General features: G+C 46.9%; 15 protein-coding genes. 10 read left to right on the top strand and 5 right to left on the bottom strand.

Annotated elements, in window-relative coordinates:
* Positions 1–83 precede the first annotated feature (83 nt).
* The 5 genes from potA (at position 84) to EDC56_RS13355 (ending at position 5,666) form a co-directional block, all read left to right on the top strand.
* Positions 84–1,208, top strand: a complete 1,125-nt coding sequence (potA, locus tag EDC56_RS13375) for a polyamine ABC transporter ATP-binding protein (RefSeq protein ID WP_123713078.1) — start codon at positions 84–86, stop codon at positions 1,206–1,208.
* Positions 1,205–2,122 carry an ABC transporter permease subunit gene (locus EDC56_RS13370; RefSeq protein ID WP_123713077.1) on the top strand — a complete coding sequence of 306 codons (918 nt, stop codon included), beginning with the start codon at positions 1,205–1,207 and terminating at the stop codon, positions 2,120–2,122. Before potA ends, EDC56_RS13370 begins: the two co-directional genes overlap by 4 nt.
* The gene (locus tag EDC56_RS13365; RefSeq protein WP_123713076.1) at positions 2,115–2,939 is read left to right on the top strand and encodes an ABC transporter permease subunit; all 825 of its coding nucleotides are present in this window, start codon (positions 2,115–2,117) and stop codon (positions 2,937–2,939) included. Before EDC56_RS13370 ends, EDC56_RS13365 begins: the two co-directional genes overlap by 8 nt.
* Before the next feature lie 310 nt (positions 2,940–3,249).
* Positions 3,250–4,353, top strand: a complete 1,104-nt coding sequence (locus tag EDC56_RS13360) for a polyamine ABC transporter substrate-binding protein (protein ID WP_211333690.1) — start codon at positions 3,250–3,252, stop codon at positions 4,351–4,353.
* A 209-nt stretch (positions 4,354–4,562) separates the two neighbouring features.
* On the top strand, positions 4,563–5,666 hold the full coding sequence (locus tag EDC56_RS13355) for a polyamine ABC transporter substrate-binding protein (RefSeq protein ID WP_211333689.1): 1,104 nt from the start codon (positions 4,563–4,565) through the stop codon (positions 5,664–5,666).
* Between the two features lie 12 nt (positions 5,667–5,678).
* Here the strand turns inward: EDC56_RS13355 and EDC56_RS13350 are convergent, their stop codons facing one another.
* The 3 genes from EDC56_RS13350 to EDC56_RS13340 form a co-directional block, all read right to left on the bottom strand.
* Entirely contained in the window at positions 5,679–6,959 is a 1,281-nt protein-coding gene (locus EDC56_RS13350) for an NAD(P)/FAD-dependent oxidoreductase (protein WP_123713074.1), read from the bottom strand.
* A gap of 169 nt (positions 6,960–7,128) precedes the next feature.
* Complete coding sequence (locus tag EDC56_RS13345) at positions 7,129–7,809, bottom strand: TetR/AcrR family transcriptional regulator (RefSeq protein ID WP_123713073.1); 681 nt, start codon at positions 7,807–7,809, stop codon at positions 7,129–7,131.
* 61 nt (positions 7,810–7,870) lie between these two features.
* Positions 7,871–8,707: a hypothetical protein gene (locus EDC56_RS13340; protein ID WP_123713072.1), complete on the bottom strand. Its 837-nt coding sequence runs from the start codon at positions 8,705–8,707 to the stop codon at positions 7,871–7,873.
* A 139-nt stretch (positions 8,708–8,846) separates the two neighbouring features.
* On the opposite strand from EDC56_RS13340, the gene EDC56_RS13335 reads away from it, so the two are divergent.
* From EDC56_RS13335 to dut, 4 genes are all read left to right on the top strand, one after another.
* On the top strand, positions 8,847–9,824 hold the full coding sequence (locus EDC56_RS13335) for an NAD(P)H-quinone oxidoreductase (protein ID WP_123713343.1): 978 nt from the start codon (positions 8,847–8,849) through the stop codon (positions 9,822–9,824).
* 715 nt (positions 9,825–10,539) lie between these two features.
* Positions 10,540–12,687 carry an adenosylcobalamin-dependent ribonucleoside-diphosphate reductase gene (locus tag EDC56_RS13330; RefSeq protein WP_123713071.1) on the top strand — a complete coding sequence of 716 codons (2,148 nt, stop codon included), beginning with the start codon at positions 10,540–10,542 and terminating at the stop codon, positions 12,685–12,687.
* A 110-nt stretch (positions 12,688–12,797) separates the two neighbouring features.
* Entirely contained in the window at positions 12,798–13,529 is a 732-nt protein-coding gene (locus EDC56_RS13325; RefSeq protein ID WP_123713070.1) for a TSCPD domain-containing protein, read from the top strand.
* A 160-nt stretch (positions 13,530–13,689) separates the two neighbouring features.
* Positions 13,690–14,133: a dUTP diphosphatase gene (dut, locus tag EDC56_RS13320; protein ID WP_123713069.1), complete on the top strand. Its 444-nt coding sequence runs from the start codon at positions 13,690–13,692 to the stop codon at positions 14,131–14,133.
* Positions 14,134–14,135: 2 nt separating this feature from the next.
* On the opposite strand, the gene trmA is transcribed toward dut, so the two are convergent.
* On the bottom strand, positions 14,136–15,227 hold the full coding sequence (gene trmA, locus EDC56_RS13315; protein WP_123713068.1) for a tRNA (uridine(54)-C5)-methyltransferase TrmA: 1,092 nt from the start codon (positions 15,225–15,227) through the stop codon (positions 14,136–14,138).
* A 120-nt stretch (positions 15,228–15,347) separates the two neighbouring features.
* On the opposite strand from trmA, the gene galE reads away from it, so the two are divergent.
* Positions 15,348–16,361: a UDP-glucose 4-epimerase GalE gene (galE, locus tag EDC56_RS13310; RefSeq protein ID WP_123713067.1), complete on the top strand. Its 1,014-nt coding sequence runs from the start codon at positions 15,348–15,350 to the stop codon at positions 16,359–16,361.
* A gap of 61 nt (positions 16,362–16,422) precedes the next feature.
* Here galE and EDC56_RS13305 read toward each other — a convergent pair whose 3' ends face one another.
* Entirely contained in the window at positions 16,423–17,445 is a 1,023-nt protein-coding gene (locus EDC56_RS13305; protein WP_123713066.1) for a glycosyl transferase family protein, read from the bottom strand.
* Positions 17,446–17,465: the final 20 nt, after the last annotated feature.

Below are 17,465 nucleotides of genomic sequence, written 5' to 3'. Positions count from 1 at the left end.
CCACTTTCGAGTGGGCGTTTTGCTTCACAACGATAATAATCAAAGCCGTAGTCACTGACGGTATAAAGTGAGAGGAAAACACGATGTCTGATGGTTCTCGTAACCAACGCCAAGTTGCTTTGGAGATTCAGCAAGTCTCTAAGACGTTCGACGACTTTACTGCGGTAGACAAGGTGGATTTAAAAATATATCAAGGCGAGATCTTTGCCTTGTTGGGGGCTTCCGGCTGCGGCAAGTCAACGTTGTTGCGCATGATGGCGGGTTTCGATTTGCCTTCGAGTGGTAAAATTATTCTCAACGGCGAAGATCTAGCTGATACCCCACCATACCAGCGCCCCATTAATATGATGTTCCAATCCTATGCGCTGTTCCCTCATATGACAGTGGAACAAAATATTGCTTTTGGCCTTAAGCAAGACAAACTCCCCAAGGCCGTTATCATAGAAAAGGTTGCCAGTGCGTTGAGCTTGGTGCAAATGTCAAAGTTTGCCAAGCGTAAGCCTCATCAGCTGTCTGGGGGGCAGCGCCAGCGTGTCGCTCTTGCCAGAAGCCTCGCTAAAGAGCCTAAGCTGCTACTCCTTGATGAGCCTATGGGGGCGCTTGATAAGAAATTGCGTACGCGTATGCAGCTAGAAATTGCCGATATTATCGAAAACGTCGGTGTTACCTGTGTCATGGTAACGCATGATCAGGAAGAGGCGATGACCATGGCTGATCGAGTAGGCATCATGCATAAGGGGGTTATCCGTCAGATTGGTTCGCCGCATACGATTTACGAGCAACCTAATAGCCGTTATACCGCAAACTTCATAGGTTCAGCAAATATCTTTGAGGGTACGCTGACTGTCGACGAGCCTTCGTTTGTTGAAATTACTGCCGATGCTTTATCGGCGCCGATCAATGTTGGCCACGGCGTCAGCGGTAATAAAGGGATGGAAATTGCCTACGCTATTCGTCCCGAGAAAATTCATATTGAGAAGAGTAAGCCCGAGCAGAAAGTAAACTGGGCCAAGGGTTTGGTAGAAGAGATTGCGTACCTCGGTAGTCACTCAATTTTCCATGTCAAACTTGAATCGGGTTTTATCGCGTTAGTGCAGATGGCAAACAGTCATCGTCGCATCGAAGGTGATGGCGATACACCGATTACCTGGGAGGATGAGGTCTATATCTCATGGGATGATAAGAGCGGGGTAGTTTTAACGTCATGATTAAACCACGCAAATTAATTGACCGGTTGACTAGCGGAGCCGTTTTAGGAATCCCCTATATATGGCTATTGTTATTTTTTCTTGTTCCTTTCGCTATTGTTTTTAAGATTAGCTTCGCTGAATCGGTACGTGCGCAGCCACCGGTAACACCGCTGATCATCTGGGATAGTCTGGAAGAAATATACAGTATCACGCTCAACTTTTTCTCCTATATCGATCTGTTTGAGTATGATCTTTACTTGGATGGCTACCTAAACTCACTCAGTATTGCCTCAACCTCTGCATTTATTTGCCTTATTATCGGCTACCCAATTGCCTTTGTGATCTCAAAGTTACCGGAGTCGACGCGGAATATTGCACTGATGCTGGTAATACTGCCATCATGGACGTCTTTTTTAATTCGTATCTATGCCTGGTTGGGTTTGTTAAAAAATAATGGGCTTATCAATAATGCGCTGATGAGTCTGGGCATTATTGATACGCCTATTCATATGTTGCATACGCCGTTTGCAGTTTACCTTGGTATTGTTTACGCCTATTTACCGTTCATGATTTTGCCGCTCTATACCAACTTAGTAAAGCACGATCATAGTTTAGTCGAGGCCGCCAGTGACCTAGGCGCATCACCGATAAAGACATTCTTTTTGGTAACTCTGCCATTGTCACTGTCAGGTATCGTGGCAGGCGTGATGCTGGTCTTTATTCCTGCGGTGGGTGAGTTCGTTATTCCTGAGTTGCTCGGTGGACCCAATACGGTAATGATTGGTAAATTACTCTGGCAAGAATTCTTTAGTGCTCGCAATTGGCCAGGTGCAGCTGCACTGGCGATATCGATGCTGATGGTGTTGATTATCCCTATTATGATTTATCAATATGTGCAGGCTAAGGAAATGGAGGCGAAGGGTAATGAGTAAGAAAAATATTGCATCCTATAGCATTCTTTTATTAGGTTTCATGTTTCTATATGGGCCGATCTTTGTGTTGATGTTCTACTCTTTTAATGAGTCGCGTTTGGTGACAGTTTGGGCGGGATTCTCAACGAAATGGTATGTCGAACTGTTTAAAGATCAGGCGATGTTGAGTGCGGTTTGGAACAGTGTTCGTATTGCTTTTGTTAGTGCGAGTGTGGCGCTTGTGCTTGGTACGATGGCAGCGAATGTCATGGTTAATCGCCGTCTTTTTCGTGGTAGGACGTTATTTACCGGTATGATTACGGCGCCATTAGTCATGCCGGAGGTTATCACAGGTTTGTCCCTGCTACTGTTATTTGTCACGCTTAATATGGACCGCGGGATATCGACCATAACTATCGCACATATTACGTTCTGTATGGCCTATGTAACGGTGATAATGAGTTCTCGCCTCTCGGAGCTTGATCGTTCAATTGAAGAGGCTGCGCAAGACTTGGGGGCGACACCGACGCGGACCTTTTGGTCGATCACTCTTCCGCAGATCACGCCAGCTCTTGCCTCGGGCTGGTTGTTATCGTTTACCCTGTCTCTCGATGACTTGGTTATTGCCAGCTTCGTTTCAGGTCCTGGGTCGACAACATTACCTATGCTAGTTTTCTCTAGTGTGCGCATGGGCGTTAGCCCAAAGATTAACGCGCTAGCGACGATCTTGGTGTTGATTATATCGATCGGCACGTTCATCGCATGGTGGTATATGCGCCGCCGTGAGAAGCAGCGTGCAGAGGAGATGAAACTCGCTTTTAGTCATGCTGAGCAATAGTCAGATTATACGACCTGCCGGGCTCCGGCAGGTGCTGCTTGTTACTGTGTTTGATGGTATCGGTAGAAAAACTATTGGTGCCTACTGTGGCAAATTAAGAAGAAATAATTGTTAAAACTACGCATATTGAAAAGCTATACTAAGCTTAAAGGCTTTGAAATATATCTAACATAAGATGTCAATAATACTTAACATAAATTGAGTCACTTGCTATGGTGGTAAGTGAATTGATGAGAAAATTTAAATGAAAGTTTCTATTCTCGTCTAATCGAATCTACGTTTTGAGCTGAGAATGACTAACCAGGGGTGAATGATGAAAAGAATAACAACGATCCTAGCCGCGTCTGCTTTTGCTTTGTTGGCCGCTTCGGTCTCTGCTGAGGAGGAGAAGCTGCTTAATATCTATAATTGGAGCGATTATATCGCTGAGGATACTCTGGCTAACTTTGAAAAAGAAACGGGCATCAAGGTGGTTTACGACGTTTTCGACAGCAACGATGTCCTTGAGGCAAAGTTAATGTCGGGGAGAACGGGCTACGATATCGTTGTGCCTTCCTCTACCTTTATGGCACGCCAGATTCAGGCAGGCGTGTTTCAGCCGCTTGATACGAGCAAAATCCCCAATCTTAAAAACCTTGATCCAGTGATGATGAAACGCTTAGATACCATGGATCCAGGTAATAAATATGGTGTCCCTTACCTCTGGGGGACTACGGGAATTGGTTATAATGTAAAGAAAATAAAGGAGCTTTTGGGAGACGATGCCCCCGTCAATAGCTGGGATCTTTTTTATGACCCCAAGTATGCGTCCAAACTTGCGTCTTGTGGCATAGCGGTCCTCGATGCTTGGGATGAGATCATTCCGGCAACACTTAATTACCTCGGTGAAGACCCTAACAGCCATGATGCTAAGCTCGTCAAAGGTAAGGTCAAAGATAAGTTGATGGAAATTCGCCCTTACATCACTTATTTCCACTCTTCGCAGTACATTAATGATCTCGCTAATGGCGATGTCTGCCTCGCAGTAGGCTGGTCGGGTGATATTATTCAAGCGATGGATAGGGCCGAGGATGCTGGAGCCGGTGTTGAGCTGGCCTATGCTATTCCCCATGAGGGGGCGGGGCTATGGTTTGATATGCTGACCGTACCTAAGGATGCTAAGCACCCAGAAAATGCGTTTGCCTTCATTAATTACTTGCTGCGTCCCGAAGTGATGGCGGGGATTACCAATTATGTATGGTATCCAAATGCGGTTCCGTCTTCGAACCCTTTAATAGATGAGGAGATCACAGGTGATCCATCGATCTATCCCGATGAAGAGACCTCTTCGAAGCTGTACTCATTTGAGATTACGCCAGATAAGTTTGATCGAATGGCTACTCGTGTTTGGGCTAGAGTGTTGAGTGGCAGGTAAGTCTATTATTCCTCGCTCGATTGCTTTTATGCGATCGAGCGATAATGGCGCTATTTATTGCTTTGCCCTTCTTGTTGATCTCTGTTTATTCCTAGTAGAACTCTTGGTTTGCACGTTAGTCGCTATTGGTCTTCCTTTCAGATTGTTGCCTATAGCTCTATGCGATAAAATGAGCTTGCTGTAGACCGTACTCCAATGGAGGGTTTGGCGTGTCTAATAAGTGGTTGAGACCAATATTATTAGTGCTGCTACTAATGTTTTCTATGTCGATTGAATCTGCAGAGCAGAGGGTGTTGAATATCTACAATTGGAGCGATTATATCGCCCCAGCAACCATCGAGAATTTCGAACGGCATAGTGGCATTAAAGTTATTTATGATGTGTTTGATAGTAATGACACGTTAGAAGTGAAACTGCTGACAGGGAAGAGCGGCTATGACATTGTCGTCCCCAGCAATAACTTTTTAGCGCGACAAATTCAAGCGGGGTTGTTCCAGCCTCTGGACAAATCAAAGCTCCCGCTTTATGTGAACTTAGACCCGCAACTCATGAAGAGGTTGGAGGCTTCTGATCCGGACAACCTCTATGGTATTCCATATCTCTGGGGTACGACGGGTTTAGGTTTTAATGTGGCCATGCTCAAGGAGCGATTAGGCGAGCGCTTTCCTTTAGACAGCTGGAACCTGCTACTAGATCCTATGATTAGTACACAGTTGCGTGATTGCGGTGTCGGCATCCTAGATGCATGGGACGAGCTGTTTCCTATCATTTTTAACTATATTGGCGAAGATCCGTCAACCCATGATGTAAAAGTGTTTAAGGGGGAGGCTTACCGTCAGATGAATCGGTTGCGCCCTAATGTTGCGACGATTCACTCCTCATCTTACATTAAAGATTTGGCGGCAGGGGACTTGTGCTTGGCGCTCGGTTGGGTCGGTGATGTCTATCAGGCTCGAACAAGAGCGCTTGAGGCAGGGAGCGGTATTGACGTTAGCTATATCATTCCAAAGGAGGGGGCGCCAATCTGGTTTGACATGATCGCTATCCCGAAGGATGCCCCCAACCCAGATGAAGCGCATGAGTTTATTAACTTCCTGCTGCAACCGGAAGTGATTGCGGAGATAAGTAACTACGTTGCTTACCCAAATGCTGTGCCTGCAAGCAAACCTTTTCTCGATGAAGCTTTACGCAATAATGCGAACATTTATCCCGATGAAGAGGTGATGAAACGTTTATTTGTATTAGAGGTATACCCAGCTTCCATAGATCGCTTTGCAGCGAGGTTATGGGGGCGGTTTCGCGCCCATCATTAAGCCCATGTGAAGTTATAGCCTGTCTTTTATCGAATAGTAGAGCATTCCGGCGACAAGGCCTGGCCAGCGAAGCAGTGTGCCGCCTGGAAACTTCTTGATCGGTGTATTGGCAAGAAGGTCAAAGCGTTCTGCGGTGCCAGTTAAAGCCTCTGCTATCAGTTTCCCGGCAAATGCGGCCAACACGACACCGTGGCCAGAATAACCTTGGGCATAAAAGATATTGGGTTCGAGGCGGCCGAAATCTGGCATGCGGTTCATGGTGACGGCAAGTGTTCCGCCCCAGGCATAGTCTATTTTGACATCATCTAGTTGGGGGTAGACCTCTAACATGTATTTACGCACGAAGTTGGATAGGTCGTTAGGGAAGCGATTTCGGTAGTTTTCTCCCCCGCCGAATAATAGTCGATGATCTTCGGTTAACCGCCAATAGTTGACAACAAAGCGACTGTCGAAAATAGCAGCGTTGTTTTTGATTAAGGCTTCGGCGCGCTCCTTACCTAGAGGCTCGGTGGTTAAGACAAAGTTGTTAATAGGCATAATGGAGGAGGCAAGACGGCTCTCGGTTTTCCCAAGGTAGCCATTACAAGCGAGCACAACATACTTTGCTTTCACTTGGCCCTGTTCTGTTTTGAGTATTGTTGGGGTATTGCGATCATAGCTGAGAACTTCAGAATGCTCGAATATCTTCGCGCCAGCCTCACAGGCTGCCTTGGCGATGCCGAGAACGAAATTTAGTGGGTGAAGGTGGCCACTGCGTTTGTTATAGAGCCCGCCATGATATTGACTGGTAGAGCTTATGTCGTCCATCTCATCTTTCTCGATAAACTCGATATACTCTGCGCCGTATTCTCGTTGGAGTAAGTCGTGGTATGACTTGTATTCTGCGACGTAGCTAGGTTTATGGATAGCATTGATGATGCCATCTTGCCAGCCACAGTGGATATTGTGCTGCTTAATGCGAGCTTTCATATCATCGAGGGCAGCATAGTTTAGATCCCAGTGTCGATGCGCATTCTCCTTGCCGACAAGCGCTTCGAGCTCGTCTACACCTAGGCGGGGATCTCCGCCTGCCTGGCCACCATTTCGCCCAGTCGCTCCCCATCCCACCTTATAAGATTCTAGAAGGATGACGTTAAAGCCCTTTTCTGCCAGGTTCAGTGCAGCGCTGACACCCGTAAATCCGGCGCCTATAACGCAAACATCACAGTTGTGCTCACCTTTCAGCTTGGGGTGATTGGGGTGAGGGTTTGCGGTTGCCATATAGTAAGAGTCGGCATGATAGTGATTTTGCATAGATTAGCCCTGCGATGTAACGAGTTATTATAATCATCACAGGTAGATTAGCGGATTTGTTGAATATTTAAAACACGTCGTCTATTAATTTTTATGCGGATATACGTTTGGCTTGCGCTTGTATTATTTACGGTTGCTAGCAGTACGTTGCATATGTTGAATGGTGCTGTTAGTGGAATGGCGCTCCCGGTTGATTTTGAGCTGGTGTCACAGAGACCTCTGGTGATGGCTCTTGGCTTATACCCTTTGATTCGGCTGTTTCAAGCGTAGCCAAGGTGAGCTCGAGACTGTTACCGCTCGTTAGTGAGACAAGCGAGCCGTGAAAGTAAACTTTTGACAATGCAGGGGTGCAACTATTGTTGAGATAACGAGTGAGGATCATATGATAGCGCTGAGTGGCGTTATAGTGACTATGTGCCGATAGCACGTTAATGAGAAGGGGAATCATTTTTGGGGTTTGATACATCTCCCTGATCAAGTGACTAAGATTGACCCCTGTCGAGGAGTCATTATTGTTTGGTGCTTCTTTTTCATTGGCAGGCTGTGAAGTTTGATGCTGTATATTGTTAAGGCAGCGAGAAAACCACTGATAGCAAAGCTCGCAGAGTAATTCGTCGGCGTTGACGAAATAATTGTACGCAGTTGTACGTGTCGTCTTGGCCTGTTTTACAATAGATTGAATGCTCAACTCTTCAGCGTGCTCGCCATTAATCAGCTGGTAAGCGGCTAACAATAATCCTTGGCGCCTGCGTCTTTGGGTGGGGCTCATGGTGACTTGTTGCAGGTCTTCACTAAATAATGGGCTTGTGCCAAGGGGGTGCCCGTTGTGGCTGAGTTCTTGCTCCTGCATATCGCTCTCTGTGCGGATTAGATAGTTTTTTCAGCTTAGCACAGTGTTTTGTGGCTGCATCTTAGCTCGGATTATGGCTTCGGCTGATATTGAGCAATTGGTGCCTAATATTGGCTAGTAGCTCATCAATTACAAGGCTGGTTTGTCGATAGACATCATCTATTAATGGCGGCTTTTCGTCGTCTAACGTTAGTGCTCTGCTGACTTTTGACATAGTTTCGGCGAGTGCTTGGTGGCTGTAAGTTGACATAGTAGCGCTGCTGTTTAGTCCGATTAATTCTTGGTTAATGGTATCGCCGAGGGCGACAACACGCTCGATTAGCTCAACTTCATTATTGTTGACGCTTAAAGCGTGGACGCTGAGTGAGCGGAACTGACCAATCTGCTCGAGTAACTGTGGCGCACTATTGAGTAAGTAGTGCAGGTGATGATCTACAGCGCTGCAGTTGATTCGTGTCTGAGCTGCAAGTATGGGCAGAGACTGAAGTATGAGCTTGATAAGGTGGCAGTGTGCTGTGATATTTTCGAGAGGTTCTAACTCACGCCAATGGCAGCTTAGACTTTCCCAGCCTTCAGTCAGCTTTTCCCAGCTTGTTTGTTTAAAGAAGGGAATCCGGTGAAATGTCTCTTCTATACTGTGGATTTCAGAGTTCACACACTCTCGCTTGTGTTGGATTTCTTTATCAAGATTGTTATTTGTCGAGAGTTGATTGGAAGTAAGGCCTCGGTGCTTTTGAATGAAACGCATGGTTTCTAGCATAGCGGCAATCGACTGTAGGCCTGCCTGTTGGTGCTCCCTGCGGAGCCTACTCTGCCGTCTTGCGGTGATGACTAAGGTGGTGAGTATCGTAACAAACACCAATAGAGACAACCAAACCAGAGATATAGTTGATGACATATGGTTACCGTTTTTATTTGTTTTTATTGTTTGCTGTATTTAGTCTAACAGCTAAAAATTGGCTTGTTGAGTGAATTTAGCTTGTGTTGCTCGATAAGTTTTAACTTGGTTATGTTGAGCTGTTACTCAGGTGGAGTTTATGAGAGCTATAAAGTGTCGAGGAGCAGGGGAAGTAGAGGTGCTTCAAGTTTTGGAGGCACAAACGCCTGTACCGCTCGAAGGAGAGGTGCTAATCAAGGTGAGTTCGGCGGGGGTTAATAGACCGGATATTTTGCAGCGCCAAGGTTATTACCCTCCACCGCCTGATGCGTCTGAAGTGCTGGGGCTAGAGGTTGCCGGTATCGTTGTTGAGGTCGGTGATGGAGTCGCTAGCTGGTGTGTTGGTGATCGAGTATGTGCCCTGCTTGCGGGTGGTGGTTATGCTGAATACGCCGTGGCGGACCAAGGTTTGTGTCTGCCAATCCCTCAGGGGGTTAGCTTGATCGACGCTGCGACGTTACCTGAAGTGATGTTTACTGTCTGGCATAATGTCTTTCAACGAGGTGGTTTGCAGCCGGGGCAAACTCTACTCGTGCATGGTGGCAGCAGTGGTATTGGTGTCGCGGCAATACAACTTGCTAAGGCTTATGGTTGTACGGTGGTAACGACAGCCGGTAATGAGGAGAAGTGCCAGCGTTGTAGAGAGCTGGGGGCAGACTTAGCAATCAACTATCGCGAGCAGGATTTTGTGCTGGCAATAAATGAGTTCACTTGTGGTGTGGGGGTTGATGTCATTTTGGATATGGTGGGTGGAGAATATTTCGCGAAGAATGTCAGCGTGGCAGCTTTCGATGCGACAATAGTAAGTATTGCCTTTCTGAATGGCTCTAAGGTTAATTTGGATATGATGCCTGTGATGTTGAAGCGTTTGAAGTTAACAGGCTCAACGCTTCGTTCCCGTACGCTAGAGTTTAAGCGAAAGTTATGCGGTGAGGTTTTGCAGCATTGCTGGCCATTGATTGAACATGGAGAGTATCAGCTGGTCATTGATAGTCGTTATGAACTTGTTGATGTCAAGAAAGCTCACCTACGGATGGAGAGTGGCAAGCATATAGGTAAGATTGTGCTGCAAACCTAAGTCAGCAGTATATTACGAGCGACTTCTTAGTCGCTACGGCTGTTACGCACGTCCTTAACGATCATATGTAATATAAATCCGGTGATTAGGGTGGTAGCAGCGACGACAAGGATACCTGCAACAATCGTTTCGTCAATATACATGGTAGCGACCTCAATGAGTTTCCATTCTTGTTTAACTTATCTTACGCAGTGTTATTAATTTAATGTTGCGCCAAATCAACCTTACTGTTTGTGTGGTTATGTTGCGGCTCGTTTACGGGTATATGTCGTGCTGAGATTGTCGTCTGGGCATTGAGTAGCAATCAGGTTCTAGAAAGTGGAATTTTGCATTGTTTATGCACTTTGTTGTTAGGCGTTAAGACTGAACGCATCGCTTTGTCACTTGCTTATAGACACTAGATGTAGAAGATTTGATGTATGTCAGCACTATATATTGTATGTAAGAGACGATGAATGGAGTTGACACTGTTGTTTGAATATGGTTTTACGGTGCGGCGAGAGTAGTTGCTAACGTGCAGAACATGATAGCTCTGGGGGGGAGGAATTTATCTATGAATTGTTCTTGACCAGGTATTATGTAATTTGCGAGTATCTAGCCCGAACATACAAGATGTAGTGGTCAAAAGTACGGACACCTACCATAACGGCGATTAGCGCCGACACTGCATTCGATCTATTATCATCACTACTGATCTACGACAAGGATATTTTCAATGCCTGCAACTCTCAAATCTGTGCCGAGCATCTCTGAAGAAATTACTTTACAAGATGCTTCGCTGGATATTTGGAACACTAAGTATCGTCTTCGTGCTAAGAATGGAGAGGCTGTCGATGTAGATATCGATGCAACATATCAGCGAGTTGCTCGTGCGTTATCAGAAGTTGAAGAGAAGAAGCTTCAAAAGCACTGGTACGAAAAATTTCTTTGGGCGTTACGTCAGGGAGTCATACCTGCCGGGCGAATCATTTCAAACGCTGGTGCCAGAGCGCACAAGCCTGCGACCTCAACCATTAACTGTACAGTATCGGGCTCTATCAGGGACTCGATGGATGATATTTTAAACAAGGTACATGAGGCAGGGCTTACTCTAAAAGCTGGTTGTGGTATTGGTTACGAGTTTTCTAGCTTGCGTCCAAAGGGGGCTTACGTCTCTGGTGCAGGTGCCTATACCTCTGGTCCGTTGTCGTTCATGGATATCTACGACAAGATGTGCTTCACCGTTTCTTCGGCAGGCGGTCGACGCGGCGCTCAGATGGCGACATTTGATATTTGTCATCCTGACGTTGTGGAGTTTATCCGCGCCAAGCGTGAAGATGGTCGTCTGCGCCAATTTAACTTATCTCTACTAATTACCGAAGAGTTTATGGAGGCTGTTAAGGCCAATGCCGATTGGCCACTCTCTTTTCCGGTGACAGAGAAAGAGGCGCAGGCTGATGGTTTAGATTTGAAGGATAAAACTCAGGTCATCTGGCGGGATTTTCCCGTCAAAGAAGATTACATTACTGATAAAGCGGGGCTGACGGCCTGTAAAATTTACAGCACGATTAAGGCTGAGAAGTTGTGGAATGTGATCATGACTTCTACATATGATTATGCCGAGCCAGGCTTTATTTTGATCGATAAGGTTAATGACCAGAACAATAATTGGTTCTGTGAAGATATCCGCGCCACTAACCCCTGTGGTGAGCAGCCATTACCTCCTTATGGTGCCTGTCTTTTAGGCTCTGTGAACCTGACGCGTTTCGTGCGCCACGCCTTCACTGATAAAGCATTTTTTGATTGGAAGGCTTACGCAGAAGTTGTCTCAGTCTTTACGCGTATGCTTGACAATGTTGTTGAGATTAACGGCCTGCCATTAGAGGAGCAGCGCAACGAGATTGAGCGGAAGCGCCGTCATGGCATGGGCTTTCTTGGTCTTGGCTCTACTCTAACAATGCTTAAGCTAAAGTATGGTTCTGCAGACTCCGTAAGTTTCACGGAGGAGGTGAGCAAGCAGATGGCGTTAACGGGTTGGCGTACGGGGCTCGAGTTAGCGCGTGAAAAAGGTGCTGCACCGGTCATGAGCGAGGAGTTTGTTGTTACCGAGGAGATGTTGCGTCATCGCCCGGAGATGCGAACCGATGGTGTTAAGGCAGGGGATATCCTACAGGGGCGTGTACTGCATGCTAAATACAGTCGCTATATGCAAAAAGTTGCTGAAGCCGATCCTGAGTTAGCTGAGGCGCTGGCAGCAGAAGGGTGCCGCTTTAGCCATCACTCGTCGATTGCACCAACCGGCACTATTTCACTATCTCTGGCGAATAATGCGAGTAATGGTATTGAGCCCAGTTTTGCGCACCACTACAGCCGAAATGTGATTCGTGAGGGTAAGAAGAGTAAGGAGAAAGTCGATGTCTTTTCCTTCGAGTTACTGGCTTATCGCAACATGATCAACCCTGCGGCAATGCCTTTTAGCACTGAAGAAGAGACGCAGCTACCCGAATACTTCATCTCAGCTGATGAGGTTACGCCTTCGCAGCACGTTGATATTCAGGCTGCAGCACAAAAGTGGATAGACTCATCGATCTCTAAGACGGCAAATGTGCCGACGGACTTCCCTTATGAGGAGTTCAAAGACATCTATATGTATGCCTATGAGCAAGGGTTGAAGGGTTGCACAACTTTCCGTTTCAACCCTGAGGCGTTCCAAGGTGTCTTGGTGAAAGAACAAGACCTTGAGAGTACCTTGTATAAATTTACTCTAGAAGATGGCTCTGTTGTTGAGCTTAAGGGTAATGAAGAGGTCGAGTATGATGGGGAAATGCATACGGCAGCCAATCTATTTGATGCACTAAAAGAAGGTTACTACGGTAAGTTTTAAGCGGTGCTGACAAGGAGGCCCGTCACGGGTTTCTAAGTCGTATATATGAATATCGCCCTGAAGTGATTATAATCCGCAGGGTGAATGAGTGAAGCGAGAGGATAGGCCGCATGGCGACCAAAATTGCACAGAAAATAGTAGGCTACAACGTAGTCAGCGCAGAAGATGAGAAGCTGAAGCAAGAGCAGGCTGAGGCTGTTAAAGTTGCCCAGGCGAAGGTGCTTGCAGAGCAAGAGGCGGCTAAAATCGTCCATATGCACGAGAGTGTCGATCGTCCAGAGATGTTGCTAGGCTCAACATACAAGGTGAAAACCCCGCTGTCTGAGCACGCTCTATACATAACTATTAATGACATCGTGTTGAACCAAGGGACTGAGCACGAAGTGCGGCAGCCTTTTGAAATGTTTATTAATTCAAAAAACATGGATCAGTTTCAGTGGATTGTCGCACTGACTCGAGTGGTCTCTGCCGTTTTTCGTAAGGGCGGTGATGTTACCTTTCTAGCCGAAGAGCTTAAGGCCGTTTTCGATCCTCAGGGCGGTTACTTTAAGCGTGGCGGTAAGTTTATGCCGTCGCTGGTTGCTGAGATTGGTGAGGCCATTGAATCGCACATGCGTATGATTGGCCTGATTAAGAGTGATGGCTTAGATGAGCAGCAACAGCAGTTCGTCGATGCTAAGCGAGCAGAATACGAAAGCGCTCAGAAAGGTGGAGAGAATAAAGCAAGCGACGAAACCTTCCCAAGTGGCGCAGTGCTTTGCAATAAGTGTTCAACCAAGGCTGTTATCCGTATGGACGGTTGTAATACTTGTCTTAACTGTGGTGATTCTAAGTGCGGTTAAGTCCATAAAAGGACGCCTGATTCCGTTTAAAAGCCTGTAGCGCCTGTTTTTCGCTACAGGCTTTTTGCGTTTAATAAGCCATCTATTCAGCTTGTTGAATAGATGGGAATTTTGATTAAATTTCACGAAGCGTGTGTAAGCGCTTGTAGGAGAGTTTTAAATGGCTACGATCAAATTTAAGCGTTTGGGTGAGCATGGCTTGCCCTTACCGAGTCGCGGTAATGAGTTTGCGGCTGGGGTTGATATGGCCTATGCGGGGGAGTCGACAGTGATCGCGGCGGGTCAGCGTAAGCTTCTGAAATCAGGTTTCTCAGTCATGTTGCCTGCTGGTCATTATGGGCGTATAGCACCACGTTCGGGGCTGGCTTATAAGCATGGGATTGACGTGATGGCAGGTGTTATTGATATTGACTACCGAGGTGAGGTGGGGATTATTCTTTATAACACTAGTGAGAAGGATTTTATCGTTAGCTTTGGTGATAAAATTGCCCAGCTGGTGGTGGAGGCGATTTCTTATGCCTCTCCGGAGCTTGTTGACGAGCTGCCGGAGACTGATCGAGGTGAGGGCGGCTATGGTAGTACTGGTCACTCTGTTTTGGCTTAAGTCTAGCGCCGCTTCTTCAGGTAGACACCCGTTTCCATATGATGGGTGTAGGGAAACTGGTCGAAAAAGGCCAGTTTAACAACTTCATGAGTCTGCTTGATGCGCTCAAGGTTGTCGGCCAGTGTATGTGGGTTACACGACACATACACAATGTTGTCGAACCGTTGCACGAGCTTCTCTGTACCTGGGTCTAGCCCTGAGCGCGGAGGATCAACGAACACGGTAGAGAAGTTATAGTCGTTAAGGTTGATGTCGCGCAGCCTGCGGAACTCCCTTTCATTATTAAGGGCTTGCGTTAGTTCCTCGCTCGACATACGAACGATATCAAGGTTGTCGACGTGATTTACAGCTATGTTATATTGCGCTGAGTTGACGGAAGTTTTTGATATCTCCGTGGCTAGTACTTTGTTGAACTGTCGGGACAATGGGATGGTGAAATTGCCGTTGCCGCAGTAAAGCTCAAGTAGGTCACCACTATTACCGTGGGTGGCCTGCATTGCCCAGTTTATCATGTTGCAGTTCATTCGCGCATTTGGCTGAGTGAATCCACCCTCTACTTGCTTGTATTCAAACTCACCTGCTTTAAGCGGGAGCTTTTCAATGACAAAATCCTGATCAAGACAGATCTTCATTTTTCTGGCGCGGCCGATCAGGTTGATGCCGAACTCGCGCTTCAGCTCTGTTGCCGCATCGACCCACTCCTCGTCGAGTTGTCGATGATAGATGAGGGTGACTAGCATATCGCCGGCTAGCGTCGACAAAAACTCTACCTGAAATAAGCGATGCCTGAGTAATGGTGTCGTCTTCAGCTTGGCAATTAGTTGCGGCATCAGCTTGTTAATAGCGGCGCCGGCAATAGGGAAGCTATCAACTCTAACGGGAACTTTTGGTGCTGCTGGGTTAAACATGACGTAAAAAAGGTCGTCGCCTTCATGCCAGACCTTGAACTCAGTACGCATACGAAAGTTTTGCGCTTGCGATGGGAATACCTCGGCCGCCGGCATTGCGATGCTGGTAAACAGCTGCTGTGTTGCACCGACTTTCTCATCGAGCAGTGTTGAGTAGTTGTCTGGGGAAAATTGACTTAAAGGCATAGGTTGACCACGGTTGTAAGACGATAAAACGCGCAGATTATAACTTAAAACAGTAACTCGCAGTATAAATAGGCGGCATTAATATGGCATTATTACTGAATAGTTTATTAGGAGTGTAATGTGAAGATTCTGGTGACCGGTGGAGCCGGCTATATTGGTAGCCATACATGTATCGAGTTGTTGCAAGCGGGTTTTGAGGTGGTCGTGATCGACAATCTCAGTAATAGCTCGCTTGAGTCGCTTCGTCGTGTTGAGTTGATAACGGGGCAATCGGTTAAGTTCTATCAAGCTGATATTCAAGATGGAGATGCGGTAAACGGTGTTTTTGCTGCGCACCAGATTGATGCAGTCATACATTTTGCGGGTCTTAAGGCGGTAGGCGAATCTGTTGAGCAGCCAATACGTTACTTTCAGAATAATGTATCAGGTACTCTGACGCTGTGTGAGGCGATGGTGCGCCATGATGTATACAATATAGTTTTTAGCTCCTCTGCAACAGTTTATGGTGATCCTGAGGTGCTGCCATTGACTGAGGATTGTCAGTTGTCTGCGACAAACCCTTATGGTCGCTCTAAGCTTATTGTTGAGCAAATGTTGCGAGATCTGCCTATTGCCAATAGTCGCTGGAATACCATATTGCTGCGTTACTTTAATCCTGTTGGGGCGCATGCAAGCGGTCTTATTGGAGAGGATCCAGATGGTATTCCTAATAATCTGACGCCTTATATCACGCAGGTCGCTGTGGGCAAATTGAAGCAGCTGCAGGTGTTCGGTGCCGATTATGATACGCCAGATGGAACTGGGGTTCGTGACTATATTCATGTAGTCGATCTTGCAAAGGGGCATGTTAAGGCCGTTGAAAAGCTGAGTGATAATCCCGGAGCTGTAGCCTATAACCTTGGAACGGGGGCAGGGTATTCCGTTCTGGAAATGATCAAGGCTTTTGAGGCTGCCAGCGGTAAAAAAATACCCTTTAAGGTTGCGCCGCGAAGAGCGGGTGACATTGCAAGCTGTTATGCGGATGCAGGTTTGGCGAAGAGGGAGTTGAAGTGGCAGGCTGAGCTGGGGGTTGAAGAGATGGCGCGCGATGCTTGGCTGTGGCAAAGTAAAAACCCCAACGGCTTTAGCGATTGATGCTTTGGAGTATAGTGGCCCACACTAATATCGTCGGTGGTGTAGGCTACTAAATGGTGTTTTAGTTAAAGCGCTTTAGGTTTCTCTGAGACCAATACTGTTCTGCCATCGCTGTGGCGGCGTCCTCATCTGGGCTACGGCCTATCTGGTGTAAGACTAAGGCAATGGTGCCAATTATTGCTTGATGCCCATAGTCATTATCACTTTCTCCACGCCAAACTTTGGTAAGCTCGGAGATATCGAGCTCATCAAGTTTTGGCATTCTATGTGCTGTCATCCTGGGCCACTGCTGTTCTTTTAGTTCACCATCTTCGACACTGAGTAAGCTGCAGCTAGCATCCGGCTTGCGTTCGAACTCACCGGCCTCCCCCTTGATGACGAGTGCGTTCTGTTGCTGCAGTATCTGCGCAGCCTTTTGATGACTGGGTGCATAGGCAGGGTGGAAAACACTTTGCAAGCTTAATGGAGCAAGTAGCGGATTGAGGAGACGGCTGAGGGTGTGAACCGGTGTGCGTAGTCCCATTTCATTGCGCAATTCGATGATGCGTTGTAGTGGAGGGCAGAGTGTGTCGAGCGCCATGAAGCTAAAATTGTGCTGATTTAGATCTTCGCGAACTTGATGCCATGTTGTCGCAGCTACAATGCCAAGATGATGCAGTATATCTTCAGAGTACACTCGACCGGCTGTGTGGCCTTTGGCGCCATGCATGAATATCTTGTGGCCATTGTCGGCGAGACAAAGTGCGGCTAGCAGGTACCAAGGTAGCTGGCGTCGTTTACCCGCATAGGAGGACCAATCAATGTCAACTTGGATGTCGTCTGGGGCGTTAATATAATCGCGCGCAGCGGTGACGAAACCTGCTAGCTCATCAGGGCTTTCTTCATTGACCCTTAGTAGTGCGAGCATAGCGCCAAGCTGGAAGTCGCTTACCTCGCCCCGCAATACCATACGCATTGCCTCGGTAGCCTCTTCAAAAGTGAAGGAGCGGGCGCCTTTTTTACCCTTGCCTATAACGCGGATGTATTGAGCAAAAGGGTGTTCGTTAGGGCGGGCAACTAAGTCAACTTTTCTTTTATTGTTCATGAATAAAACTTCTATGCTGG

This window comes from Sinobacterium caligoides (assembly GCF_003752585.1).
Classification (GTDB): Bacteria; Pseudomonadota; Gammaproteobacteria; order Pseudomonadales; family Sinobacteriaceae; genus Sinobacterium; species Sinobacterium caligoides.
This window is presented reverse-complemented; position numbering and strand designations above follow the sequence as displayed.

What these genes read in the sequence shown, in the direction of transcription:
- EDC56_RS13340 (WP_123713072.1), bottom strand. Translation starts at nt 8,707, where the DNA reads ATGTCATCAACTATATCTCTGGTTTGGTTGTCTCTATTGGTGTTTGTT.
- EDC56_RS13350 (WP_123713074.1), bottom strand. Translation starts at nt 6,959, where the DNA reads ATGCAAAATCACTATCATGCCGACTCTTACTATATGGCAACCGCAAAC.
- EDC56_RS13360 (WP_211333690.1), top strand. Translation starts at nt 3,250, where the DNA reads ATGATGAAAAGAATAACAACGATCCTAGCCGCGTCTGCTTTTGCTTTG.
- dut (WP_123713069.1), top strand. Translation starts at nt 13,690, where the DNA reads ATGGCTACGATCAAATTTAAGCGTTTGGGTGAGCATGGCTTGCCCTTA.
- EDC56_RS13325 (WP_123713070.1), top strand. Translation starts at nt 12,798, where the DNA reads ATGGCGACCAAAATTGCACAGAAAATAGTAGGCTACAACGTAGTCAGC.
- EDC56_RS13365 (WP_123713076.1), top strand. Translation starts at nt 2,115, where the DNA reads ATGAGTAAGAAAAATATTGCATCCTATAGCATTCTTTTATTAGGTTTC.
- EDC56_RS13345 (WP_123713073.1), bottom strand. Translation starts at nt 7,809, where the DNA reads ATGCAGGAGCAAGAACTCAGCCACAACGGGCACCCCCTTGGCACAAGC.
- EDC56_RS13335 (WP_123713343.1), top strand. Translation starts at nt 8,847, where the DNA reads ATGAGAGCTATAAAGTGTCGAGGAGCAGGGGAAGTAGAGGTGCTTCAA.
- trmA (WP_123713068.1), bottom strand. Translation starts at nt 15,227, where the DNA reads ATGCCTTTAAGTCAATTTTCCCCAGACAACTACTCAACACTGCTCGAT.
- EDC56_RS13330 (WP_123713071.1), top strand. Translation starts at nt 10,540, where the DNA reads ATGCCTGCAACTCTCAAATCTGTGCCGAGCATCTCTGAAGAAATTACT.
- EDC56_RS13370 (WP_123713077.1), top strand. Translation starts at nt 1,205, where the DNA reads ATGATTAAACCACGCAAATTAATTGACCGGTTGACTAGCGGAGCCGTT.
- potA (WP_123713078.1), top strand. Translation starts at nt 84, where the DNA reads ATGTCTGATGGTTCTCGTAACCAACGCCAAGTTGCTTTGGAGATTCAG.
- EDC56_RS13305 (WP_123713066.1), bottom strand. Translation starts at nt 17,445, where the DNA reads ATGAACAATAAAAGAAAAGTTGACTTAGTTGCCCGCCCTAACGAACAC.